At 59.5% G+C, this 24,120-nt stretch carries 3 protein-coding genes; all 3 read right to left on the minus strand.

Going from position 1 to position 24,120, the window contains the following annotated elements; all coding sequences use genetic code 11:
- Window positions 1–12: 12 nt before the first annotated feature.
- The gene (locus BV034_RS36230) at window positions 13–21,048 is read right to left on the minus strand and encodes an autotransporter-associated beta strand repeat-containing protein (RefSeq protein WP_050028715.1); all 21,036 of its coding nucleotides are present in this window, start codon (window positions 21,046–21,048) and stop codon (window positions 13–15) included.
- A gap of 418 nt (window positions 21,049–21,466) precedes the next feature.
- The gene (gene ligD, locus BV034_RS19770; RefSeq protein ID WP_050028716.1) at window positions 21,467–22,396 is read right to left on the minus strand and encodes a non-homologous end-joining DNA ligase; all 930 of its coding nucleotides are present in this window, start codon (window positions 22,394–22,396) and stop codon (window positions 21,467–21,469) included.
- Between the two features lie 29 nt (window positions 22,397–22,425).
- On the minus strand, window positions 22,426–24,120 hold the full coding sequence (ligD, locus tag BV034_RS19775) for a non-homologous end-joining DNA ligase (protein WP_050028717.1): 1,695 nt from the start codon (window positions 24,118–24,120) through the stop codon (window positions 22,426–22,428).

Genomic DNA, 24,120 nt, shown 5'->3' on the forward strand with positions numbered 1-24,120 from the left:
CCATTTTACAGATTACCGACGGCGGCGGCGCGTGATCATCAACAGCCCGAGCAGTATCAGCAATGCCCGGCCAGGCTCTGGCACAGCGGTCACGATCAAGATCCCTTGCGATGCAAACAGGGATGTGTCCCAACGATAGCCGCCACCCAAGGTGGGCAGATCAAGATCGGTGCCAGTTTCACCGCCCACACGGATGCGATCCCCCACGTTAAGCGATCCGGCCAAAGTCCCCACCCAATCCATCAGATTGAAGACGTCGCCAATCTGCGCGCTGTAGCCGGTGTTCACGATTGAGAACTTTGTGCCGGTTACCGTCAAAGTGCCGTTGATCTCCAGATGATCGTGGGCGTTCGGCGTGACTGGCTCCGCCAACAGACTGCTGTAAGTGCTGGGCAACCCAACCACACGGCTGTCATAGGTTGAATCGACGAGACCGTCGTTGTTCAGGTCGTAGGCGGTCAGACCGTAGTCCACAAACGAGGCGCGGAAGATCTGAAGGGACACGGTGGCGTTCTCAAACTTCGTGTTGCCGTTGAACGTGAGCGTTCCCGTTGACTCTCCCGCGAGGTCACCCGGCTTCAGGTTGCCTGACACAAGGTGCTGGGTGAAGCCAGTGCCCTTGCCTTGAACGACGCCTGTGCCAGCCAGGGTGGCTCCCGTTTGCACGACAATTCCGCCTGCATTGTTGTCCGCACCGGTATCGCCAATCCCACCGCGTCCGACCTGGAGAACGCCCGCAGCCACTGTCGTGGTGCCGGTGTAGCCATTGTTCACCGTCAGCGTGGCCCAGCCGTCGCCGGCCTTCACCAGGTTGAACTTGCCCGTGCCCGCCTGGGCCTCATCAGGGCGCACCAGATGGCTGGCAAGATTGCCGTCTTGGAAGAGGGCATCCCATTGCGCCTCGTAGGTGGAAGGCGTTGTCTGGGTGATGGTGAGCGAGGCTGAGGTGTTGGATCCGTTCTCGATAACCTCCGTGCTCAGCACCCCGGTGCCAGCCTGGGTCCAGAGGGAGCCAATCGTGGTGTTGAATCCGGCAATCTGCAGGCGGGAGTTGAAGTTCATGATCACGTCGTTGGCAGCGCTGAGAGCATTGATGTTCCCGAGGCGGACAATGGCGTTTTGATCATCATCATAGCTGGTGTTCCCGCTGATGATCGCGTCTCCCGTCCAACCGGAGTTGTTGCCATTCAGATAGAAGTAGCTCCACATCTCCCCGGCCGTGCTGTCCGAGGCGGTCACACGGAACAGGATGTTGCCGGAAGTAGCAGCCCCGTCCGTGATGTTTCCATTGTAGGCAATGTGCACATAGTTCCCCCCCGGCGCTGTCGTCGAATCCTCCAGCATGAACGTCACGTTGTCGTTCAACTCGATGTTGCCGTTAAATGCGAAGTTCGAATAGGCGTGGCTATCGCTGATGCTGATGGCCCCGATTCGCTTCTCCTGGAGCGGGCTGTAGCGAACGACAATGTTCTGATTGATCTCGTAGTTCCCCCATCCGTTCTCGGGGTGCAGCATGAGCTGAACGGATCCGCCGGCAGGCATGCTGTCATTTCCCATGAGGATGGGGAGCGTGCCAGTGCCCAAGGGATTGCCCTGGCTGCCGGCAAGGACGCGCCCCTCGTTGATGATCAACTGGCCTTTCCAATCAGGTGAGTTCTCACGGAACTGCACGGTGCTGGCACCCTGCTTGATGATGGTACCGTTGCCGGTCAAGAATCCATTTGCCCCGTCAAAATTCAGAACCAGTTCACTGATGGTGTTGAGTGTCAGTGTACCACGCACATCCAGCACGCCATTGAGCCGGATCTGACGCGTGGAATTGACGCCATTGGAATCGATCCCGCCAGTCGTCAGAACGTTGTTTCCTTCAAACACGAACCATTCCTCTGTCTTGACTTCGCTGTCACGGCTGCCGTCACCGACGTGCGGGCGGATGATCAAGTTGGTTCCGGACTTGAAGACAGTGCTGTCGATGTAGCTTTCACTGGTGCCGAAGGGAGTGATGGTTGAGCCATCATTGGGCGTGCCTTCGACAATCACCGTTCCCTTCTCCACCACTGTCAGACCGGAATACGTGTTGGAAACCCCAGTCAGATCCTGAGTGTCCGCCGCTGAAGTCGCTACGCCAAACTGCACAGCCCCATTGGCCCGGATGATCAAGTCCCCGTCGCCCTGGCTGCTGCCATTTTCTGGAGCGATGACAGAGCGCAGCACCAAGATCCCATTGGGATCAGAGACCTCCAAAACACCTCCGCTGCTTCCCAAGGTGATGCCGCGATTGAGGTTGATGGAATTGTTGCTCGTCGTGCCGGTAAACCGCAAGGCACCGCCATTGAAGTAGAGCTGGTCTGCCACCACTGATCCGGGATCAGCGCCGAGCCGAGAGACGATATTGTCCACTGCCAGGATGGCCCCATTCAGCAGCGTCTTGCCGGAGAAGGTGTTGGCGGCGCTGAGCCGCACCACACCTGCGGAGTTGACCTCAGCAGGATCCCCGGAGGTTGCCTTGGCCCCGTTGATCACCAGATTGTAACTCGCACCCGAAATGGGGGCCGCGATGTCCAGCGTTCCAGTGCCATAGTGGTGCAGAATGAGCTCGGTGGCCGTACCGGTGAGGCTGCCAGAGCCGGTGATGGTCTTGTTGGCTCCGCCAACCTGGGTGGAAACAAGGATGCCTCCTGAGCTGACCGTCAGGTTGTTCGCGCCCAGATTGATGGTGCTGTCCGCCGCCACATCGAAGTGGATGGAGTTCACGGCGAGCGAAGCGCCCAAGGTGCCGGAAAAGCCGTTGGAGCCAGCAGTATTCTGCTCGGACACGTTCTCAGCCGCCAGCCAGGTGGAGACATCGTTCTTCTCACTGCCAGCGGGGCGTGCATAGGAAACCACTCGCACGGAACCCGTGGAATTGAAGATCGCAAAGTCATTGGCCTGCCCCAGGGCGTCCCCATAAGTGGCCCAACCCAGGAAGGAATCCATGAATCCCGCAGTGTTCGTCTGGAGGGTGAGTATTGCAGAGCCTCCCGCCAGAGGATCGATCTCCACAAAGTTGACGGTGCCCCCGACTGCCCGGCTGAGGCCGGTACTGCCGCCACCAATGGTCAGCGTTGTATTGAAAGCGCCTGTGCTAGAGCGGGACTCCACGGCCACCTCACTGCCCCCCCGGGCAATGGCGATAGTGCCAGTCATGGTCTGCGTCGTGGTCGCCTGGTCGTTCCCAAGGAGATGCAAGGTACCGCCGCCCAAGGTCAACTGCGTCGCTGCATCCACACGATTGTTGTTCAGGGCGGTGGAACCAGTGCCGTAGTCAAACACAAGACGCCCAGACCGGACTGCGAGACGATCTGCACTGCTGGCACCCGCCAGGCTGCCAGACATGATCACCGTCCCGCGGCCCACCTTGGTGAAACCGCCATTCCCCGCCACACGGTTGAAGCGAGTCTGAAAATCCACCGTTCCGCCAGCTCCCGCGAAAACGTGGATGCCACGAGAGTTCAGCTCGATCGTGCTCTGCGCGGAGCCATTGCCATAGAATACGGTGCCGGAGGTATTCTCGCCCCCAATGACGAAAGTGCCGCTCGAACTGTTGTTCACCCGCCACAAGCCCATGTTGAAGCGTTGCTGATCCTGGGTGAGCAGCAAACTCAGCCGTGAGGTGCCGCCTGCTTCGGTAATGTTCGTCCCCAAGATGAAGCCTGTCATCCCTGAGGTGGGATCTGCGGCATTTTGCAGGAGAGCGTTGGAGTTGCCGTTCGGAATGCGTGAGAGGGCGGTGTCCGTCCAGAAGCCCGTGCCATCATTGCCCACAGCAGTGGGATCGTATGCAATGCGCAGGTAGCCGCGGTCGAGGATGAGCCGTCCCGCTGCATTGTACTGGCTGTACATCACGGCATTGGTGTCGTCCCTGCCGCCCAGATGAAGGCGGAAGACCTCGTTTTCATTGACGAGCCCGGCCCCAGTGGGTTGAAGCGTCACCGTTCCACTCACCGCGCCCGTCGATTTGTCACGAATCTGCCCACGGAACAGGAAGATGTTGCCGGTCTGGTCAGAGGCAGTGGAAAGGATGCGCGAGTCACTAAAGTACAGGTCGTTGGTGATGGCCGTGTTGCCTCCATAGATGTTGCCCTCAATCCGCAGGACCGAATTGGTTTCCGCGCGGAGACGCGGGGTGAAGAGGGCATGTCCGAGAGCATCCACGTTGTCGATCTCCACATCTCCGGCCCACGTGTTGAGCTGGCCGTTCCCACTTAAGCTGCGCAGTACGATCTGGTCGCCATTCAAAATCCTCGCAGTCACCTTCGCACCCGCACCCTGATTCGTGCCGCCAGCCAGAATGAAGCTGCCTGAGCCGTCCACAAAGACCTGCTGGGAGTTGCCGATGCCTTTGTTGTTGGCGCTGATCAAGGTGCCCTCTGAAACATAGGTGTTTCCTGTGTAGGCGCTGGCACCGTGCAGCACCAGGTTCTGGAGTCCGGTCTTGGTCAGTCCCCCACTGCCCGCGATGCGAGCCCGGATCTCCATGTTCTGTCCCTGGAAGGTTCCGTCAGTAGGACGGAAGAACCCGCCATTGCTCTGAATGATGGCCTCATTGGTGCCGAAGTCCAGGGTCCCCTCCCCGAAGATCACCATGGTCGTACCATTGTTCGCCGACCCCATGTTTGCCCCCACGATCATGCCAGAGGCAATGGTGAGCGTCGCGCCATCGTCAATGGCCAGGGTGGTGGTCGTGTTCTCCTGCTCCAGCAAGTTGCTTTGATCCTGGCCGTAGGCGCCGGTGAAGTTGTGGTCCTGCAGGTTACCGAAGCGCAGGGCGTTGATGGACATGGACGTGCGGGCCACGGTGTACATCTCATTCAGATTCACGTTCTGGCCGGAGATCAGGCTCGTCGCATATTCGTTGCTATTGAGCGGACGCAGGACGTTGCCAGCATCCAGGGTCATGAAATGTGTGCCCGTGAAGAACTGACGGTTGCGCTCCTGAGTGAGGTAGTCGGAAAGCCGGAAGTCCGGCGAATAGGGCGCAATCCCACCGAAAATGCCACGTGCGACCGCCTTATCCGTGAGCCCGCTGCCGGTGCCGACAAGGGATAGCCCGGCCGTGTTGCTCACCACCACGCGCACATTGTCACCGGTCGTGTTGGTGCTGAAGGTGGAAGTGGCATCGAAGCTTCGGAACTTGAGCACCGCCCCCTGGCTGCGACTGATGCTGCCCACGGTGAGCGTGAGGCTCTGTGCGAGATCAGACGCCTGGTCAAACAGGTCGAAGTCGATGAAGTTCGTCCCGCTGTTCAGTCTGAGCGCAGCTCCGCCGGTCGTGGCAAGGCTCTCGGTGGTTGCCCCCGAATTGAAGGGCCGAATTTCAAGAAATCCGCCGTTCATGACAAGGTCGGCGGAATCGTTGATGCGATTACCGTTCGGTCCGACAGTGACGGTTCCCGAGCTGGCGTCCAACGTGTTGGAGTTGTCCAACATCAGGTGCGCATTCCGCTCAAACTGGACCTTTGAAGTGGCCGTCAATGCACCATTGGGACCCGAGATAACCGTACCCCAGTTGTCTGCATAGCCCTGGCTTGGATCATAGAAGGGAATCACGGCTGATGCAGACCGAGTGAGATAGGTTGCACCAGTGTAAGTGTTGTTTCCTGTCAGGCGCAGTTCACGTCCGCCAACTTTGGCGAAGCCGCTGCTCCCAACCAGCGTTCCACTGATGACGAGTTTGTTGGGCACTTCGCTCAGCGTGCCACCCAGCGCAGTTGGACCCGCTCCTGAAGTCGTGAAGTTGCCGCCTTCAATGTTGAAGAAGTTCTTCGTGGCATCTCCCGCCAAGGTGATCTCCCCTGAAAGACGGGTGATGACGGGGGCCCGGCCGGAAGCCACATCGGAATGACCGACAGTGTCGCCGCGCACCTCGATGTAGCCATCGTTCAAGGTAATGGGAACGTCATTGGTCTGGCCTACGGTGTTGCTCTGGTTGTTGAACACCAGCTTGGCGCCGAAGATCGGGTTGAGAGTGTTGGTGACGGCATCAACGGTTGGACCGCCATAGGCTACGACCACGCGCTGAATCTGGGAGGCTTTCAACAAGGTGGGCGCATAGAGCTGGGCATCGGATGCCGCAGCATCCACCACCCGCATTTCATCAAGGAAGATTCTCCCTTCTGCGATCGTGAGCGTGCCCAGGTTCGTGATATCCACATTGCGCAAGATCCACGCGTTCGCCCCGATTTTGGTGAGATTAAAACCTCCACCATTGAGGGTGGCCTGCTGCCAGTTGTGCCAGTTTGCATTGGGATCGATGTCGAAGGCCGAGAGCACGGTCGCACGACCATCGAGACGGCCGTCGGTGGTTCCCAAATAGCTGCCACCTACCGTGGCATGACCCACCAGCTCGATGTGGGACAAGAAGGCCGAACCCGCGCCAAAGTTGGTGATCGCCCCGTAGTTCGAGGCAATACCCGTACCACTGATCTGGAAGATCTCCCGCGTCGTCGCAGTCTCATCCGCCACATTCAGATCCTGGTCATTGAGGTCGAAGGTGGCTCCGGCCTGGATGACCGTTTCGTTGCCCACCCCACCTGCACCAAAACCGCGGACAGTGCCAGCCCGCAAAATGCCCGCGGCCGCAATGATTTTTCCGGTCAGAGGGCTGCCGAGGGTGTTGGCGTCAAGATAGCTGCCGCTGAGAACGAGGATGCCATTCCCTGACTTCGTAAATCCTCCAGAGCCAAGAAGCGCGCCCGACATCGTGAGCGTGGTGTTTGTCTGCGCCTCGATGAGGTTGTTGGCACCCGCAAACTTGATCGCACCGGAGAAGGTTCCACTGACCGCCGTGGTGGTGGTACTGATGAGAAGGCGTCCACCATTGTTCATGAGGATGGATTCACCAGAGTTCCGTGTGTTCAAGATCTCGACAGCGCCGCCTGCATTGACTTCGGTGTAGCCAGTGTTGGTGTAAAAGCTGCCGGCAGCACCGAGCGCGCTGTTGTGATTGGCCACCAGCCTGCCAGCATTGACACGAATCACTCCCGAGTAGGTGCTATTGTCTCCGCTGAAGGTGAGGGCGTTGGTGTTGTCCTTGATTACAAGGCCGCCTCCAGGCGTGTTGGCGTCGAGATCCACCGTGGCGAGGCTGACCAAAGCGCCGGAATAAGTCTGGTCGGTGGTGGTGTTCCAGCGGAGGGTCGCCCCAGTGAAGAGATCGACCTGCATCGCGTTGCTTCCGAGCGTACCCGTGGCCCCGCCATTGCCGATCTGAACGGTCCCCGCAGTGATAAAGGAGCGGGCCGAGAAGGTGTTGTCACCGGAGAGCACCAGCGTCCCAGTCCCGGCCTTGGTCAGGGCAATGGCGGTCCCGGCATTGTTGATGATGCTGGAGTTAATTTCCAGGATGCCCGTTCCATTGTGAATGACCGTGAAGTTGCTCACGTTCGGCGCACCAGCGTTCACTGTGATTGTCCCGCCGCTGAGCAAGATGTTGCTGGCCCCTGCATCGGACGAGACGAGAAGTCCGCCGGAGTCGAGGATCACCGCCCCCAAATTCAAGGTGATGTTGGTGGCTGCGGCAAAGCGAAGTGAGTTGATCTGCCCGGACTCCGTGGCATTTGCGGTGATGTTGACGTTGCTGTTGTGCAACCAGACATCATTGGAATAGCCGGTAAAGGCCTTGATATCCCCATCTGCAACACCGGAATTATAGGCCCAGTCTTTTCCATTCACCGTGATCCATCCACCAATGATGCCGTTGGTGTTGGTGTTGTCGGTGGTGGCGATGTCGTTCTCTCCAATATTGAGGGTGGCACCAGTGGCGCGGCCAATGGTATTGAGATTGATCTTCGAGGTGGCACCCACTCCGGTGCGAATGATGCGGTGGGCCCCTTCAAACATCGACAAACCGCCGATGATCTCTGTATGAGAACCGCCCCGGAGTTCAAGCGTGGCCCCCGGACTGCGGTTACCGCCCAGGCGAATGATGGCCGTATCTGCTATGCGCGAGGTGTTCGGGGTGCCCAGCGTGTAGTCCAGAGCCAGGGTGCCGCCCTCCACGCGAATGCTGTCGCTGGCGGCAGTCGCGTTTAGGAAGGTGTTCTGCCCCGCCAGCACCAGGGTGCCCAGACCGCGCTTCATCAGCAGCGGGTTTCCACTCGCCGCGTTTCCGCTGATCACACCCGTGAGCGTAAGGGAGTCAGCAGATGAAAGCACGTTTACCACATGGCTGGACGCGGCCAGCGCGACGTCGCCCGCAAAGGTGCTGATGCCGGTGCCACGGATGCTGCCGTTGGTGACGGTGAGCGCCTCCGCGGTGGAATAGGTCACGTTGCGGAATTCAAGGTTGGCATTGGTGCCATTGATCGTGGTACCGCCCGTGGCATTGCCCAGGCCGTTGTTCTGGGTCACCACCAGGATGCCATCGGTGATGGTGGTGATTCCGGAGTAGGTATTGGACCGGGTCAACACCCATGTGCCAGCATTGGCCTTGGTCAGTGAGGTAATGTCGGAGGCTGGCGTTGGCCCGTCGCCGATTGAGAGCCTGAAGAAGTTGTCATTCCCGTTCAGTCCCGCACTCAAACCGGTGGTCCCGCCCGTATTGGCACCGCCCAAGGTGAGCGTGCGCGACCCGGCACCCGCCATGGCGACAGCGCCGGTGGCGTTGGTGAAGCTGTAAGTCGCCAGCGGACTTGCACTGCCGTTGTTGATGGTCGCTCCACTTGCTCCTACCGTAAACTCCCGATTGGTGCTGAATGAGGTGAATCCGGTATTTCCAATGGTGGTAGGATCCAGCGCGAGGAATTCGAGTGTGCCCCCGTTGATGACCAGATCCGAAGCCGAAGGCACAGCTCCGCCCATGCCCAGACCACTGGCAGATCCATTGTTGGCCAGACGCCAGATGCGCAGGGTGCCCGCATTGATGGTGGTGCTCCCCGTGTAGGTGTTGAGACCGTTGAAGTCCTGCCGATTGGCACCCGCCTTGATGACGCTGCCTACGGCAGTGCCATTTTGGACGACCCCATTGAATGTGGTGTCCGTACCAACACTCAGCGTCAGAGCTGTGCCGTCCAGAGTGACAGTCGTGCCCACTTGACCGGATATACGACCAATCGTTTCAGAGGTGTTTCTGAAATCCAACACAGCTCCGGTACCCAGAGTGTTGGCCAGCGTCACCAGCAGTGCGTCATTGAGCCGGTTGGTGCTCCCTGAGTTGATCCTCACCGTGCCGCTGTTGATGGTGAAGCCGCTGTTCAACGCGTTGAGATCGTTGTTGAAGATGAGCAGGCCGTTGCCGCTCTTCGTGAGAGCGAAATTTCCTCCAACTGCGCCATTGAGCTGCAGACTGGCTCCAGTGTCCACTTGAATGGTTCCAGCGACATTTAGCGTGATGGCTCCGGCGAAGGTGCTGGTACCGCTGGACGTACGCAGAACTGCCGCAGCGTTGTTCATGGTCAGAGCCTCTGCCGTTGTGTAGGCAACATTGACGAGATCCAGGGTGGCATTGTTGAGTGTCGTGACGCCAGCCGCAGTCCCCAACGCATTGTTGGCGGTGACCCGGAGTCCGCCGCCACCCCCGATGGTTGTCGCACCCGTATAGGTGTTGGCGTTGGAGAGCTCCCAAACCGAGGTGCCCGACTTGGTGACGCTCACAACCGCAGAGCCGTCACTGATGACACCGCCGAAGACGTTGATGATTGCGGGATAGGGTCCCACCGCAGCCAACACACCGGTGTTGCCCCCGAGGGTGAAAGTCTTGGCATTGGCCGTAGTGGCCGAGACTGCGGACGACGCATTGAAGACCAGAGCCCCCGTACCGCTGGCCTCGATGATGCCGCCTCCAGCGGCCCCTGCAAGCTGGAAGGTGCGTGAGGCGGTGTTGCCGGCACCCAAATAGCGAAGCGTGCCAGTATCAGCCCCGTTCCCCAAGATGACGGTGCCGCCAGTGCCGAGGGAACTGCTGGCCCCCACCAGATCAATGGACATCACTTCCACTGTTCCCTGTCGGATGTCGACTCCCCCACCAAAGGAGCTGCTGGTGCCATACAGGCTGAGGGTAGTGCCCGTGTTGTTCTTGACTAGAGACCCAGTGCCAACCCCGGCGTCGGATATCGTGCCGGAGTAGAAGCTAGATGTGGCAGTGGTGCCAACAGCTCCACTGATGGTGAGAACTGCCCCATTGTTCAGGACCACACGTCCCCCGCGGTTCGAGCCCAAAACACCCAGCGTTTCGGCAAAGTTGAACTGTGCCATCCCCTGCCCGGCGACGTAGAGTGCGTTGGTGTCCGCAATGGCTCCTCCGTTGCGGTCAAACACCAGGGTGCCGCGGTTCACCACCGTACTCCCTGTGTAGGTGTTGTTGGCCTGGAGGGTGGTAATTCCTGTGCCGTTGTGAATGAGCAGTCCGCCGCCCGAGATCACGCTGTTTGAGGCAAGATCGCGATTGAGGCTCCCCGCAAAATCAATGACCGAGTTGTTCTCGAACCGGAGGGCATTGCTGGTGCTGTCAATGAAGTCGCCGGTGAGTCGCAGGTATCCGGCCTGGGAGAACACTCTTGCAGTCTGCCCGTCTGTAGTCGTGGCGGAGCCTGCGGTGATGGACCCGCTGAACTCCACTACGTTCGGAAGGTTCTTCACCAACTGGGCGTTGGAGGTGGCGGCATTGAGCACGAAGTTATTGGCAAGCACCACATTGTCCATGCGGTTGACCCGCAGGCTCGAGGCGTTGGCCCCGTTGGATGTGATGGTGACCGTGGCCGTGCCCAGGTCACCACTGAAGCCTTCCATCCCCAAGTGGACGGCAGCATTGTTTGATCCCGCAACTCCCAAGGTCACGAACCCCGTGAGTCCCGAGTTGTTCTGACTGACATAGTTGGTATTCTGGATAAAGGCGAGCGTTCCCCCACCGCTCACCACATGGTGGAAACCACTGTCAAAGTTCCGCCGCAGGGCAAACGTGGAGCCCGCCTCGATGGAGATCGCGCCTGCTGATCCGTTGTTGTAGTACACTGCGGAGCCTATATTGCCCACGGAGTTGAGTCCCACGTTGACCGTAGAGTTCCCCTTGATGGCGAGATCGCCAAAGTTGGATGTCCCCTGGATGGTGACGATACCCCCGCCTTGTACCGTAAGGTCAGCGAGCGTGCCGTCTGCCTCCACCCCGCCCTGAAGGAACGAGGCAGTGTTGAAGAAGGCCGTACGCCCGGCGGCGACGCTGATGGTGCTGTCCGCAGAAAGCCCCAGCAGAGTTCTAAAAGTGGGATCACCTGTGCCGCCCACCGCGAGGGTGCCCCCCAGGAGATGAATGTTCTCATCCACGTTGCCAGCCCCGGTAAGCACATAGGAAAGCGTGGCACCGGATGCGACGGTGGTGAGATTGTTTGCAGCGCTGCCGAAGCCCGCCACGTTGTTCGTCTGCAATGTTCCGCCCAAGACGCGGGTGCGGCCCGTGTAAGTATTGGTGGCATTCAGATTGACGATATTGGTTCCCGTCTTCTCCAGCCAGCCATAGCCGCTGATCACGCCAGTCTGGTCTGTCGCGGCCGCAGTGTTAAACACCAGCCATCCGCGGTTGTCGATGAGTGAGGCTGCGCTGATCGAGCCGCTGGTGCCATTGCCAATCTGAAGCACCCCACCCAGGATGTAAGTCGTACCTGCATACGTGTTGGCCCCGGTCAGGATGACTCGGCCATTGCCGCTCTTGGTGAAATGCCCCGCGCTGCCGCCCGTGATGACTGCGTCGATTTCCAAGTCCCCATAAGGATTCATTTGATGGACCACAAGGTCGGTCGATCCCGTGGAACCCAACGTGGTGGCAGCCCCACCTTTGAGAATTCGGACCGTGTTTGCTCCCACATTGGCGGTGACAAGAATACCTCCGCCAGACACATTCATATTCGCATTGAGAGTGAGTTCAATGGCTCCCCCTGCATTTGTGTTGAAGCGCAAGGTTCCCGTCTGTGTGGCGGCCGTGCCCTGGGTTTGAGTGATGTCAGTGTGGACGTTTGTACCGAAGGTGTCGGCAGAGTAACCACCCGACGCAAGACCGGAGATGGCCACACCCGCACCATTCGCAACTGCCCAGGTGCTACCTTCATATACAGCATAGCCGCCCACAATGTTGAGCCCGGCGGCATTGGCCTGAGTCGTCTCCGCTGAGGTGTTGTACACATACAAGGCCGAGCCTGCATTCCGTGTGATGGCACCCAGCGTGAGACGGGCCGTGTGATTCTCAAAGCCGGCGGTTCCCCAGCGGAGAATTGTGGAGGCTCCCGCCCCTAGGGTAGTATTCCCGGCGGTCTCCGTCCCCAGCAGCCCTCTCATGTCGATCGTGGCACCATTGAAGGTCATGGCGGTGGCACCCAGGATGTTATTTCCTCCCGTGCCGCTCTGGTCAAGTATCATAGTGGCATTCGTCACGGTGGTGGCCCCGGTGTAGGTGTTGGCCCCGCTCAAGGTGATGGAACCGCCCCAGTTGTTTGCCGAACCCACAGTGAGCAACCCGCCCGTCCCCACAATGTTGCCCGTGAACGTCTTGCCATTGGGATTGGCAAGAGTGAGCGTGCGGGCCGTGCCGCCGTTCAAATTCACAGTACCAGCCCCTTCGAGTGAGGCGATGGCATCATTCTGAAGAACACGGTACTCGGCGCCGGATTCCACGATCACCTGCAGCGCATCAGAAAGTGTCGCATTCATGTCCAGCCTGCCACCGCTGATCCGGAGAAAACCGGTGAAGGTGCTGTTGCCGGCAAGGGTGAGCGTGCCCGTGCCCTGCTTGATGACACCGCCATTCCCGCTGATCACTCCACCGTAGGTCCCGTTGCCGTCCGACAAGGTAAGCACCGCCAGACCTGTCCCTAGTCCCACACTCCCACCAGTCGACCCGCCGCCTGTGATGTTTCCAATCGTCTCGCTGGCGCTGTTAAGATTGAAGCTCGTGTTGGCCCTGTTTTCAAAGGTGATGACAAGGTTGTCCGCCAGACTGCCGCGGAAGTCCGAGCCGAAGATCGCCCCCGCCCCCGTTGCCCGTCCCGCAACACCAAGGTACACATTGCCCCCATCTACGCCCGAAGTACCAATACGCAGACCTCCAGTAAAAGTGCTGGCCCCGTAGAGAAGCAGGTTGTGGCTGCCACCGGTGATAGTCAGCGAACCTGCTCCCGCAATGATGCCCCCAAACGTGGAGTTGGTGGTCGTGCTGGACGTCAGCGCCTGTCCACTCGCAATGTTGATGGTGGCGGAACCCCCGCCGGTCGAGGCCACACTCTGTGGTGCCGTGCTTGTGGGCGTCGGAGCGAAAGTGTTAACTCCTTGGTAGGCCATGTTTCTCCCACCTCCAAGCAACGCCCCTACCGTTTCAGATGACGCGACATTGAGAACTGCGGTGCTGCGGTTGCTCATCACCAAGGCTGTAACATCGGCAAGCGCACCTGTAGCGGCATTTACCGTAAGTGTGCCGTCATCCACCCGTGTGAAGCCGGTGTAGGTGCTCGATCCAGTGAGAATCATCTCGCCGATGCCAGCTTTGACAAAGAAACCGGCAGCGGCGCTGTTCTGCATGACGCCTCCGAAGGTGATCGCGCTGGCGCTGTTGGTCTCGACGATCAAGCCGCCTGCGCTGGCGGTGGCTCCGCCGACAACAACGTTGCCGGTGCCTGTCAAACTGCCAATTTTCAAAACACGATTGCGACTGTCGGTCACCGAGAACGTCGCCCCACTGGCCACATCGACGGCCATACCGGAAGACAACATGCTGCTGGCGAGGGCATTGGCACCATTGTAGAACCGGGCTCCTCGCCCCATCGCCAGCGTTCCTGCGGTGACACTGGTCGCCCCTGTGTAGGTGGATGGAAGCTCCAATGTTACCACGCCAGCCCCATTTTTCGTGAGGGTCCCTGAGCCTGAAATTGCGTTGCCCACCACAAAGCTGTCAGAACGGTTCAAGATGAGACTCCCGTTGTTCTCCACATTGCCACCCCCGAAGGTGCCCGCAGCTCCACCATCGCCCACTTGCAAGATTGAGCCGGATCCAATGAACGTGGTGCCCATGTAGTTGTTGGCCCCGGTGAGCACCAAGGTGCCGCCTGTACCGGTCTGGTTGAGCGAACCGTAGCCAGTCACCTGATTGGCCAGGGTGACCACGCCCGTACGGTTGTAAACCAACTGCCCATTTACCACGATGGGCGCGGTGGAGCTGCCCAGGCTCCCGGAAGTTCCGCCATCTCCCACCACCAGGGTGCCGTTGAGCACCTGGGTGCGTCCTGTGTAAGTGTTGCCTGCGGTCAGCACCATCGTACCGGCTCCTAATTTGCTAAAGCCGCCGCTGCCCGTCAGCACACCGGAAACCGTGAGGTCTGCCGCCGCCCCTGCGGAATCTGCCACCACAAAGTCACGATAGTAGTTTCCAAAATCGATGCCGTTGCTGTAGGTCGCGCCGGCCCCTGTGCCTACATAGCTGTAGTTGGCCGAGCCGGTGGAGGTCACATTGACGGAATAGTTGACGTTTATGTCCCCAAAGATGAAGGCATCATGGGCTGCGCTCACCGTGACCGAGCTCACATTGGACAGCAGTCCGCCCCGGTGAGCAAAGGTGTTGGCAGCAATGCTTCCGGAAGTCATGTCCAGTTGTCCGCCGTTGAGATTTACCAGACCGCGACTGGAGGCGGAGGCTGTGTGCGTAATGTTGCCACCAATCGTGACCACCCCGCCGTTGACCGTGAGCACCCCGCTCACATAGCCGCCGACATTGCCTCCCAGATCGACTCCGAGAGCCACGTCTCCCGCCACCGTCAGATTGCCGCCCCCCCAAACCAGGGTCCCGGACGTCTCACCGGCCAGATTCCGCGACGAAGAGGCGCCCATGCGCCCCAGCACAACCGAGTTCGCGGTAACTTGATTCCCCGCACTGCTGCCAGCCAACAGCACCCCGGTTGCCACACCAGTATTGCCAGAGCTGCCCATGTCGCCGAGGACAACTTCGTCCAGGCTGGCCACGAACGTGCCGGCGGAGACGTCTAGCAACCCTCGGGACCACGTGGCGGTGTTGATCGGGTTCCGGCCAATGTAGAGGTCGGTCGCACCGGCAGCACCAGCGTCCAGGGTCAAGGTGCCGCCTGACGCGACCGTAAATGTCGCGAATCCTTTGCGCCCCCCCACCGTCATCGTCGGTGTCTGAATCACCGTGCTCCCCGACCCTGTTTGCACGACGCTCTGAGCCACTATGCCCACAGCATTGCTGTCGGAAATCAGAACTTCTACGCTGGCAACAATGGTGGCATTGGTGCCAAGCAGAAGGGTGCCGGAGACATCACCACTGCCATTGCCACCGGCTTCCACCCCGATGCGAACCCGGGCAACGTTAGCGTTGAGCATGGACGTTCCTGAGAGATCCAGTTTGCCCTGAGTGATGCCAGCCACGTTGCCGCTCCGCACGCCGACATCCAGGTTGTCACTGCTGCCGCTGCCCACGGTCAAGATGCCGCCCGCAGTATTGTAAGTCACCGTGGCAGCTCCAACATCAGTGGCGGTGTTGACCGTGTTGTCTCCCACGCGGAAGCTCGCGAGGACGTCGTTGCGAGCACCAGCGAGGCTGCCGCTGCCACGCTGCCAGATGATGGAGCCCTGATACATCAGCCCCTGCTGAAGGTTGAGCTGGCCGTTGTTCGCCTTGGTGAGAGTGGCCGTTCCTGTCAACACACCGCCAATATTCAAGACCGTGCCAGTTGCCACATCAAGGGTGCTGCTGGTCGCCACATTGACTCCCCTGTTCGCATGAAGGGTGAAACTGGCTGTTGTGTTGAGAGTTCCTCCATTCAGGGTGAGCCAATCCCCTGCTTCCGTGGTGGGAGCGGTACCGAGATTGGCATCCGCGCTGATGGAAAGAACGCCAGCAGTGACGGTAACCGGTGCGGTGAAAGTGTTGTTTCCTGCGAGGACCAGAGTGCCCGCGCCCGTCTTCACCAGCCCCAGGGTGCCACGGTCCCCGGTACCGCTAAGAGTGCCGTCGATGATGACGGTGTTGGCCGTACCAATGTCAATGGTGCCACCAGCATCGTTGATGGTGACGCTGCGAGCCAGAATGAGGGGGCGTAGCGAAGGCACCCCCGTGGCCCCTGCCCCTACCTGCAATGTGCCCCCACGAAGATGCAACGCACTGGAGGCGGCGCCCAACCTGGCATCGGCATTGATGATCAAGGTACCCTCATTCAAAAAGGTGCCACCGGTGTGCGAGTTCGCTCCAGTAAGGGTGAGCGTGCTGCCGCCACTTTTGGCCAGGCCCACGGCACCGCCGCTGTTGTCGATGATGTCGGTGTCCAGGGTCAGGCCCGTGCTGGTGAAGATATACAGGTTCTGCGCACTGGTGTTCCCCGCCGTCAAGGTGCCCCCGCGAATCACGCTGGCGGTGGTGCCAGATTTCACCAGGCCACCCAGCTCAATATTGAGTGCATGGGTAGGAGCCATCAGGATGTCAATGCCGTCGCCCAGTTTCAGCACGTTGACGTTCCTGCTGGCTGTGGTGGTGACGTCTGCCGCCGGCGCCGCATTTTGGTCAAAGGTCCAGGTGGTTTCGGCCCCTGTCTGGTAGTTGGCCGCCTGGGCAGAGCGTATGGAAACCGTGCCGGTGGTGTTGTAGATGGCAAAGTCTGTGCCGTTCACAAAAGCCCACCCGCCCACCAGGGAGTTGTTGGCGGTGGGAATCGTCGGCGCAGTGGTGAATACAATGCGGTTGCGAGTGTCATCCCCAATGGCGGCACCGTCACCGGTGAAGTTCAATGTCGACCCGCCCGACAAAGCAGGGCCATTGAGCTGGGAGAAGGTCAGTGTGGTAGTCTGGTTGGTGGTGGCTCGATCTGACCTGACCGTGTTGGCCCCAGCTAGAATGTTGAGTGTGCCCACGTTTTCAGCGAAGTTTGTGGCTGCGGCAGCGTCGTTGTCGAAGTCAAAGGTGCCCCCGCTCATATTGACCGGCGCACTGTCGAGAAGCCGGTCCGTGTTGTTGTTGGGGCTGGCACGGTTCGCCAGGCGGAGAGTGCCACCTCCCATGATATTGATGGCCGTGACGTCATCGAAGTCCCCGGCTCGGAAGAGCTGCAGGATCCCACGCTTGATGGAGAGGGTCCCCGTCATGCCATTCACCGTTCCCTGGCTGCTGTCCCCCTGAACGTCGAGCGTGCCCGCACCAGTTTTGACGAGACTCAGCGATCCGCCGCCGGCGCCATTGCGAAAGGTGCCACCAAAGGTGCCATTCGCAGACTGCTGGAGCGTGAGAGTCGCAGCATTGGCACTGGCATTCTCAATGATGGCGCCAGAGCCGGTTCCATCCACGAGGCCACGGTTGAGGCTTCCGGTCAGAGTGTTGTTTCCTCCAAGCTGAAGGATGGCACCCGACTGGGCGATGTTGAGGTCTTGCGGCAGGAAGTCATTGAGGGCATGGGTGCTGCCGAGCGTGACAGTGAGGTTGGCCACGGTCACTGCCCCCAGCAGGCGGCGATTGTCCCCGCTAAGGATAGCCCGGTTGGTGAGTAGATCGCTGGCGAAGTTCAACCCGCGCATGCCGTAGAGATCAGCAGAGAGAGTCACCGGGTTGAGCGCCGAAGCGCCACCCATGAGCGAAACACTGCCCGTCTGAACGCCGAAGTCGAGGACCCCGTTGCTGATGGTGGAGGCTCCATTGAAGAGTACGTTTCCAGATTTCACCCACAGCCGATTGCCCCCCAGATCCAGGTTCACTCCGCCAGCAGTGAAACGCAAGGAGTTGATGGCAAGGTCGTCTGCCAGGCTGGTGCTGGCGCTGAGGCTGATGTCATCATCCGCGACCAATGAGGCGGAGTATTCGGCGTCCGTCAGAGCACGCAAGCCATTCACGGCGTCATAGGTGACAAAGGTGGTCCCGGTGCCCGTGGCGCTCGGGGATGCGATCACGGAGGAGAGGATGCCACCTGTTAGACGTGTGACGGGAACGGAGCCCAGGATGAGCCGGGTGGTGTCGGGTCCGGGCGCGGAGCCGAGATTGGTGCCACGAACCAGCACCGTAGTTCCCGAGTTTGTCCATGTACCGCCCGCCGTCTGCGAAAGGGTGAGCTCCTGGCCAGATGCGGGGTTCAAGGTAAGAGTCACGAGACCGCCACCCTGGAAAGCCAGGTTTCCAATAGTCTCAATGAATCCGCCGGAGCCGACTGACGCAGGGCCATTGTAGGTCAGAGCCACATTGCCCATGTTGCCCCCGCCATTGGTGGTGTTGAAGGTGATGCCCGCCGCATTGCCCAGACGGTTCAATGCACCCGCGACAGCATCCGAAGTGCTGCCGATCACGAGGCTCGAACCACTGGTGGTGATGCGGTTCTGCACGAAGATGGAAGAGCTGCCTGAAATGCTGGCATCATTGCCTGCCACGACAAGGGCACCATCATGCACAGTGGTGGACCCGGTGTAAGTATTGGCTCCCGTAAGGGTGAGAGTGCTGAACCCACGCTTCGCATAGTTGGCAGTATTCGAAATCACTCCATCAATGGTGACATTCGAATCCATCTGGAAGATGCGCGCTGCCGTTCCAAGATCCCAATTGCCATTGAACTCCAATGCGCCGCTGCCAGCCGCTCCGAAGACAATTGGGGCGTTCGTGTTGGCACCTGTGATGGTGACGGCGTTGTTCAACACGCGCGCTGCTGCGGTGGAAGCCCGGAAGAAGATGGTCGAGTTGTTGGTGTTGAGGTCGAACACCAGAGTCCCAGTTCCAAGTGCGTTGTCATGTCCAACACGGATGGCTCCTCCGTTATTGGCGTTGCTGAAATTGACGCCGCCGCCAAAAGTGTTGTCACCATCCAGCTGGAGAATGGAAGCCCCCGTCTTGAGGATGCCCGCCGTCGCATTGCTGCTGGAGCTCGAGATCACCCCGGAAAAGGTGGTCTGCACATTCGTCGTCATCGTTCGCACCGCCCCATTGAGATCGGCAGGCCCGCTGAAAGCAAGTGTCCCGGTAAAGGTGGTGCCTGATCCAGCGATTAGGTTGTCCAGAAATTCAATCTCGTTGGCCACGGACCGGGCGGTCGCGTCGATGGAGGTGATCGTCGTGGTGCCTCCCAAACCCGCCCCCAGCGTCAGCACCCCAGTGCCAAATGCCCCGCTGGTGATCGTGGGATAGGTTCCAGCACTGTTCACCCCCAGCCGGATGATGCTGTTGCTCAGCGCGGTGTAACCGCCAGAGAAAGTATTTGCCCCTGCCAGAAACACTTCACCCCGGGTGTAAGCTCCCGCAACCAATCCGTAGGAGCTGCTGTTCTGCACGATGGAGCCAGCTCCAGAGATCACCCCGTTCAACCGAAGCACCGCCCCACGAGCCCCCGTGCCAGTGGTGGTATTGCCCGCCGGATCCAGCGTCAGCACCGTTCCATTGGCGAGGGAAACAGTGCCACCAAGAATCGTAACTTGCGCCGCAACCGCCTGGGCGGAAATGCGCCCACTTTGGTTCACGGCGATAATGTTGTTGAAAGTGGGGCCCCCGACATAGGAGTCGAGGACCAGATTCCCGCCGTTGAGCTGGATCTGGGCGGAGCCAAACGGGTTGTTGGCACCCGCTGCGGTGCTTCCCATGCCCACCACGGAGCCCTGGTCTATGCGGATGATGCTAGTGGCACCGAGGCTGTTTACTGCGGTGACCTGGTCAAAGACGAGGCGCCCCGTGCCCGTCTTCACAATGGTGGCCGTCGTGCCTCCGTCGGAGATCTGGCCCACCGCCACATCCATAGGGCTGTCGTAGGTATGCAGCCCGCCACCATTGAGCGTGGTGCCGGTAAAGCGGAGCAACTTGCCCGCCAGCCCATTCACCGTGAGCGTGGTGCCCGTGGCACGGGTGAGGCTGCCGTAGGCCACCTCGGTGAAGTTTGCATTGGTGCCAAAGTCAATGCTGGAGGAGGCGGTCAGACCCACATTGTTTCCCAAGACGATGGCATTGCTCGTGGACCCGGCGGAGACGGACTCTGCCGCATACAAGGTGCCTGCCGTAGTACCAAGCGCCTCGCTCGACCCGCCTGGAGGGATCCAGGTGAGCGTCACCCCCGCTCCTCCGGTCCCCTGACCCGAAAGAATCCGGATGTCATGCAAACCCGCACTCAGGGTGATGGTGTTTGTCACCGGGGTGGTGATCCCCTGGCCAATGTCATTGTTAATGACAGCAACTCCATCGATGAAGAGACGGGATGCATCATCGGAGGCCAGGGCAAACGTCACACTTCCGCCCGTAGTCAGATTGACTTTCCCACGAAACTCCACCCCATAGTTGACCAGAGCCACCTGGCCCGGCAAGGCATTGGGACCCAAGGCTGTACCGGTGCTCATGGACGGCAGGTTCAAGTTGGCCGCAGTACCTGTGACAACACTGGTGAGGGTGCCAAAGTTGACCGAGCTGACCGCACTGGTGCCACCACCACCAATGCGGAAGGAAGCTCCCTGGGTGGAGGTGTTGGCCGTGGGATCCAGCGCCAGCGTACCACCGCTGAGGGTGATGGCCCCTGTGCTCAAAGGATTGACCCCCGTGGCCACCGCCGCCTGCAGGATACCAGCGCTCACTGTGGTGCCGCCCGTATAGGTATTGACTCCCGACAAGACGAGACGCCCGGCTCCAGTCTTCACCAATCCCGAGTTGCCCGTGATGACGGACTGGATGGTCGCGGTGTGGCCCAGATTGGCTACAGAAAGCGTTGGAGCGGTGCCCGCAAGGTTGAGGGAATCCGCCAATACGGCCGACTTGATGATGTATCCATCCACCAGAAACTCCAGGCCATTGGCAGTCACTCCGGTACCGCCAGTGATGGTGACGTCCCCGCCGCCCCCATGAAACCGGGCGATCGAATCCGCTGCGTTCGGCCAGATGATGTTGGGCGCGCTCGCATCGTCATTCCAGAAAAAGCTGCTCAGATCCCAGCTGCCAACGCCACCGGAATTACTCTGATTCCCGGCTGGATCCCACACGTAGGTAGCGGCCTTAAGGGGGAGCGGAGCAAATTGCCAGCAGGTGGCCAGGGCGGCGATAATTCCAGCGTAGGAAGAGCGGGGGCGGGATGTTTTGCTCATGGGAACAGCTGGGGATTGGGTAAAAGAGATCAAAATGGCGTCTTGGGTAACCGCGAGACCGCGGTGCGAAGCGTTGCTTCCTCCATATCATTACAAAATTTTCCCAGCCGACCCTAGACCCTGTCTCTTTCTCGAGAACGAGTCGCAAGGCAGTCCGATACCTCGGTTTGTAATTACGATGGATTCACTACAGCCACGCTGTAACGTGCGAAACGCCATTTGTTTCAGAAAGAACTAATGTGGACAAGCATTTTGCTTAGCTCCTTCAGGATACATGCTTATATACCACACGTAGCCCGCGCAGATAATCCATGCCGTGGCTGGCACAATTTCTCCTGCGTGCGGAGATTCGCAGATTTCCACCTCACTTCACTTGAAGTGCCACTTTATAGAGTCATCCCCTCTCACAAAATTCTGTTTAGGCCAGTTCGCTCCTCCCCAGCGCGGGCAACTTTTGCTTCAAGGTCAGCACTTCTGCAAAGAGGTCTCCTTTGGCCTTGATTCGCTTGATGACATCCTGGGTCTCAAACACCAGCAAGGAGGCTTTCTTCTTCCGCAGGGCGTTTTCGAGCTCCCCCCACTCCAGCGGGGTGGAGACGGTGGGCCGCTCTTTGGCGCGCAGGGAATAGACGGCCACAGTCGTTTTCGTGTCATCGTTCTGGCTCCAGTCGATGAAGACCTTCCCCTTGCGCAGATTGCGGGTCATCTTTGAAACCACCTCTTTGGGAAACTTCGCTGCCAACAGCTGGGCGATCGCCAGAGCCCACTCCTTGGTGCGGTCATAGGTGACCGGCGTGTTCAGCGGCAGCACCAACTGCAACCCCTTGGAGCCCGATGTCTTCACAAAGGACTGCAGACCCAGCCCACTGAAGACACCTCGAATGCGTACCGCCACACGTCCACAGTCGAGCACATCCGCCGGGGGGCCGGGATCGAGGTCAAACACGAGCGCAGTGGGTCGGGTAAGCGCCCGGGCCCGATGCTGGAAGGGGTGCAATTCCAGATTGGCGATGTTCGCCGCCCACACCAAGGAAGGCTCGTCCTGGATAAGGCAATAGTTGATGATCTCTCCGTTGCCCTTCTCCACTGGCGTGGTCTTAATCCACTCGGGAGCATGGGAAGGGCACTGTTTCTCATAGAAGAAGCTTCCCTCCACCCCGTCGGGATACCGCTTCAGCGTGATGGGGCGGTTTTTCAAATGGGGCAAAAGGGCCGGAGCAACCTCGCTGTAGTAGCCGATGACATCCCCCTTGGTGAAACCGGTGGCGGGATAAAAGACCTTGTCGAGATTGGACAAGGTGACCACCTTGCCCCGGATCTTGGCCTGTGTGTGTCGGGAAGAAGGCATCTTGGCAAGAGGTTCTACTGCTTATTCATTCAGTCAGGCAGCTCGCGAACGACCTCACGAGCTGGTTTGTCCTCCCGCAGGCCGAGATACACCGGCTGCCGGAGTCGACCGTCACGCGTCCATTCGCCAAACTTCACCTGACAGACCAGCACCGGTTTCACCCAGTGGCAGCGTTTCATCACGGCCGCAGTGATGCCCTGACCGTAGCGACCTTCGCGCTCCTCGGGCAAGTCGGAGAACGGACAGGTGGTTCGTTTGAGCTTCGCCATTTGTTGGTGCAGCTCCTTCAGCGTGGCAGCGGTGAATCCCGTGCCCACCTTGCCTGAATAGATCAGCTTCCCTTTCTCCAGCACTCCCACCAAGAGAGCCCCCAGATGAGACCGGGCCCCCGAGGGCTCGGTGTAGCCGCCGATCACAAATTCCTGCTGCTGATGCACCTTGAGCTTGATCCATTCTCCGCTCCGGCGGCCGGGCTCATAGGTCGAGCCCTTGCGCTTGCCGATAATGCCCTCGAGACCGTGCCTCTGTATTTCCTTTAGCACGGGTGCAGCATCCTCTCCCAGACTGGCGGAAAGACGCAGGATTGAGCTGCGCGTGGGCAAGATCTCCTTCAGCTTCTTCCGGCGTTCGTGCAGAGACAGAGCGGTCTGAGATTTGCCATCTACAGAGAGAATGTCGAAAATATAGTAGCACAGCGGAGGCTTCTCCTGCCCCAATTCATAGGCCTGTAGCAGTTGGAAGGAAGAGCGCCCTTGGGCATCCAGCGCCACAATTTCCCCATCCAGCACAAATTTTGTTTTCTCCAACTCCATGAGTGCATGGGCGATTTCAGGAAACTTTCCCGTCAGATCGTGCCGCGTTCGGGAGAGCAGGCAGATACCGCCGCCCTGACGATAGGCCACGGCGCGAAATCCATCGAACTTGACCTCGTACTCCCAATCCCCTTGTGGAGCCTCGTCTACCAGACGCGCTTTCATGGGTTCTATGAACTTCACTTCATCCGCCTGCAGAACCTTCAACTTCAAGATTTCACTGTGGTCGTTCGCCCGGTTGTGCGGAACCCTGCCCGTGTCCTCCGCTTCGGCCTCAGCCTTCCCTTTTTCGTCCGCAGCCCTGATGATGGAGACGGTTTTCGTGCGTTTGGCTGGCTTCTCATGCTTCGCGATCTGGGGCAGCGTGCGCCCGGTGAGGGCTGAACTGGAGGCCGTTTTTTTGGCAATCCGGGCATGATTGGGGCCACCTCGTATGATGAGCCAGTTGTCCTCATCCCGCAGCCTCACGAGGTACCACTCACCGCTCAGCTTTGTGCCATGCAAGATGAAGTGAAGCTTTCCCCCTTTCAACTCCTTGGCCGGCGTCTTGCTGAGCGGCTCATAGGTCCCGACATCCCACACCTGTACCGTGCCGCCACCGTACTGCCCTTTCGGAATGGTGCCTTCAAAGTCGAAGTAGGACAAGGGATGATCCTCCACCTTTACGGCAAGGTGCTTCTCAGCATGCTTCAACGGAAGGCCTTTCGGCACCGCCCAGGACACCAGCGTACCGCCCAGTTCCAGCCGGAAGTCAAAGTGCAGCCGGGAAGCATCGTGTTGTTGAATCACGAATCTTCTCCCCGAACCAGCCTTCTTCGGTAGCGCCTTGCGAGTGCCCGATGCCTTCCGGTTGCCGGAAGGTTCCGCGGTCACGTTGAAGTTGCGTTTCCGCTTGTACTCCTTGAGGGGCAT

The sequence above is a fragment of the Verrucomicrobium sp. BvORR034 genome (assembly GCF_000739635.1).
Lineage (GTDB): Bacteria > Verrucomicrobiota > Verrucomicrobiia > Verrucomicrobiales > Verrucomicrobiaceae > Verrucomicrobium.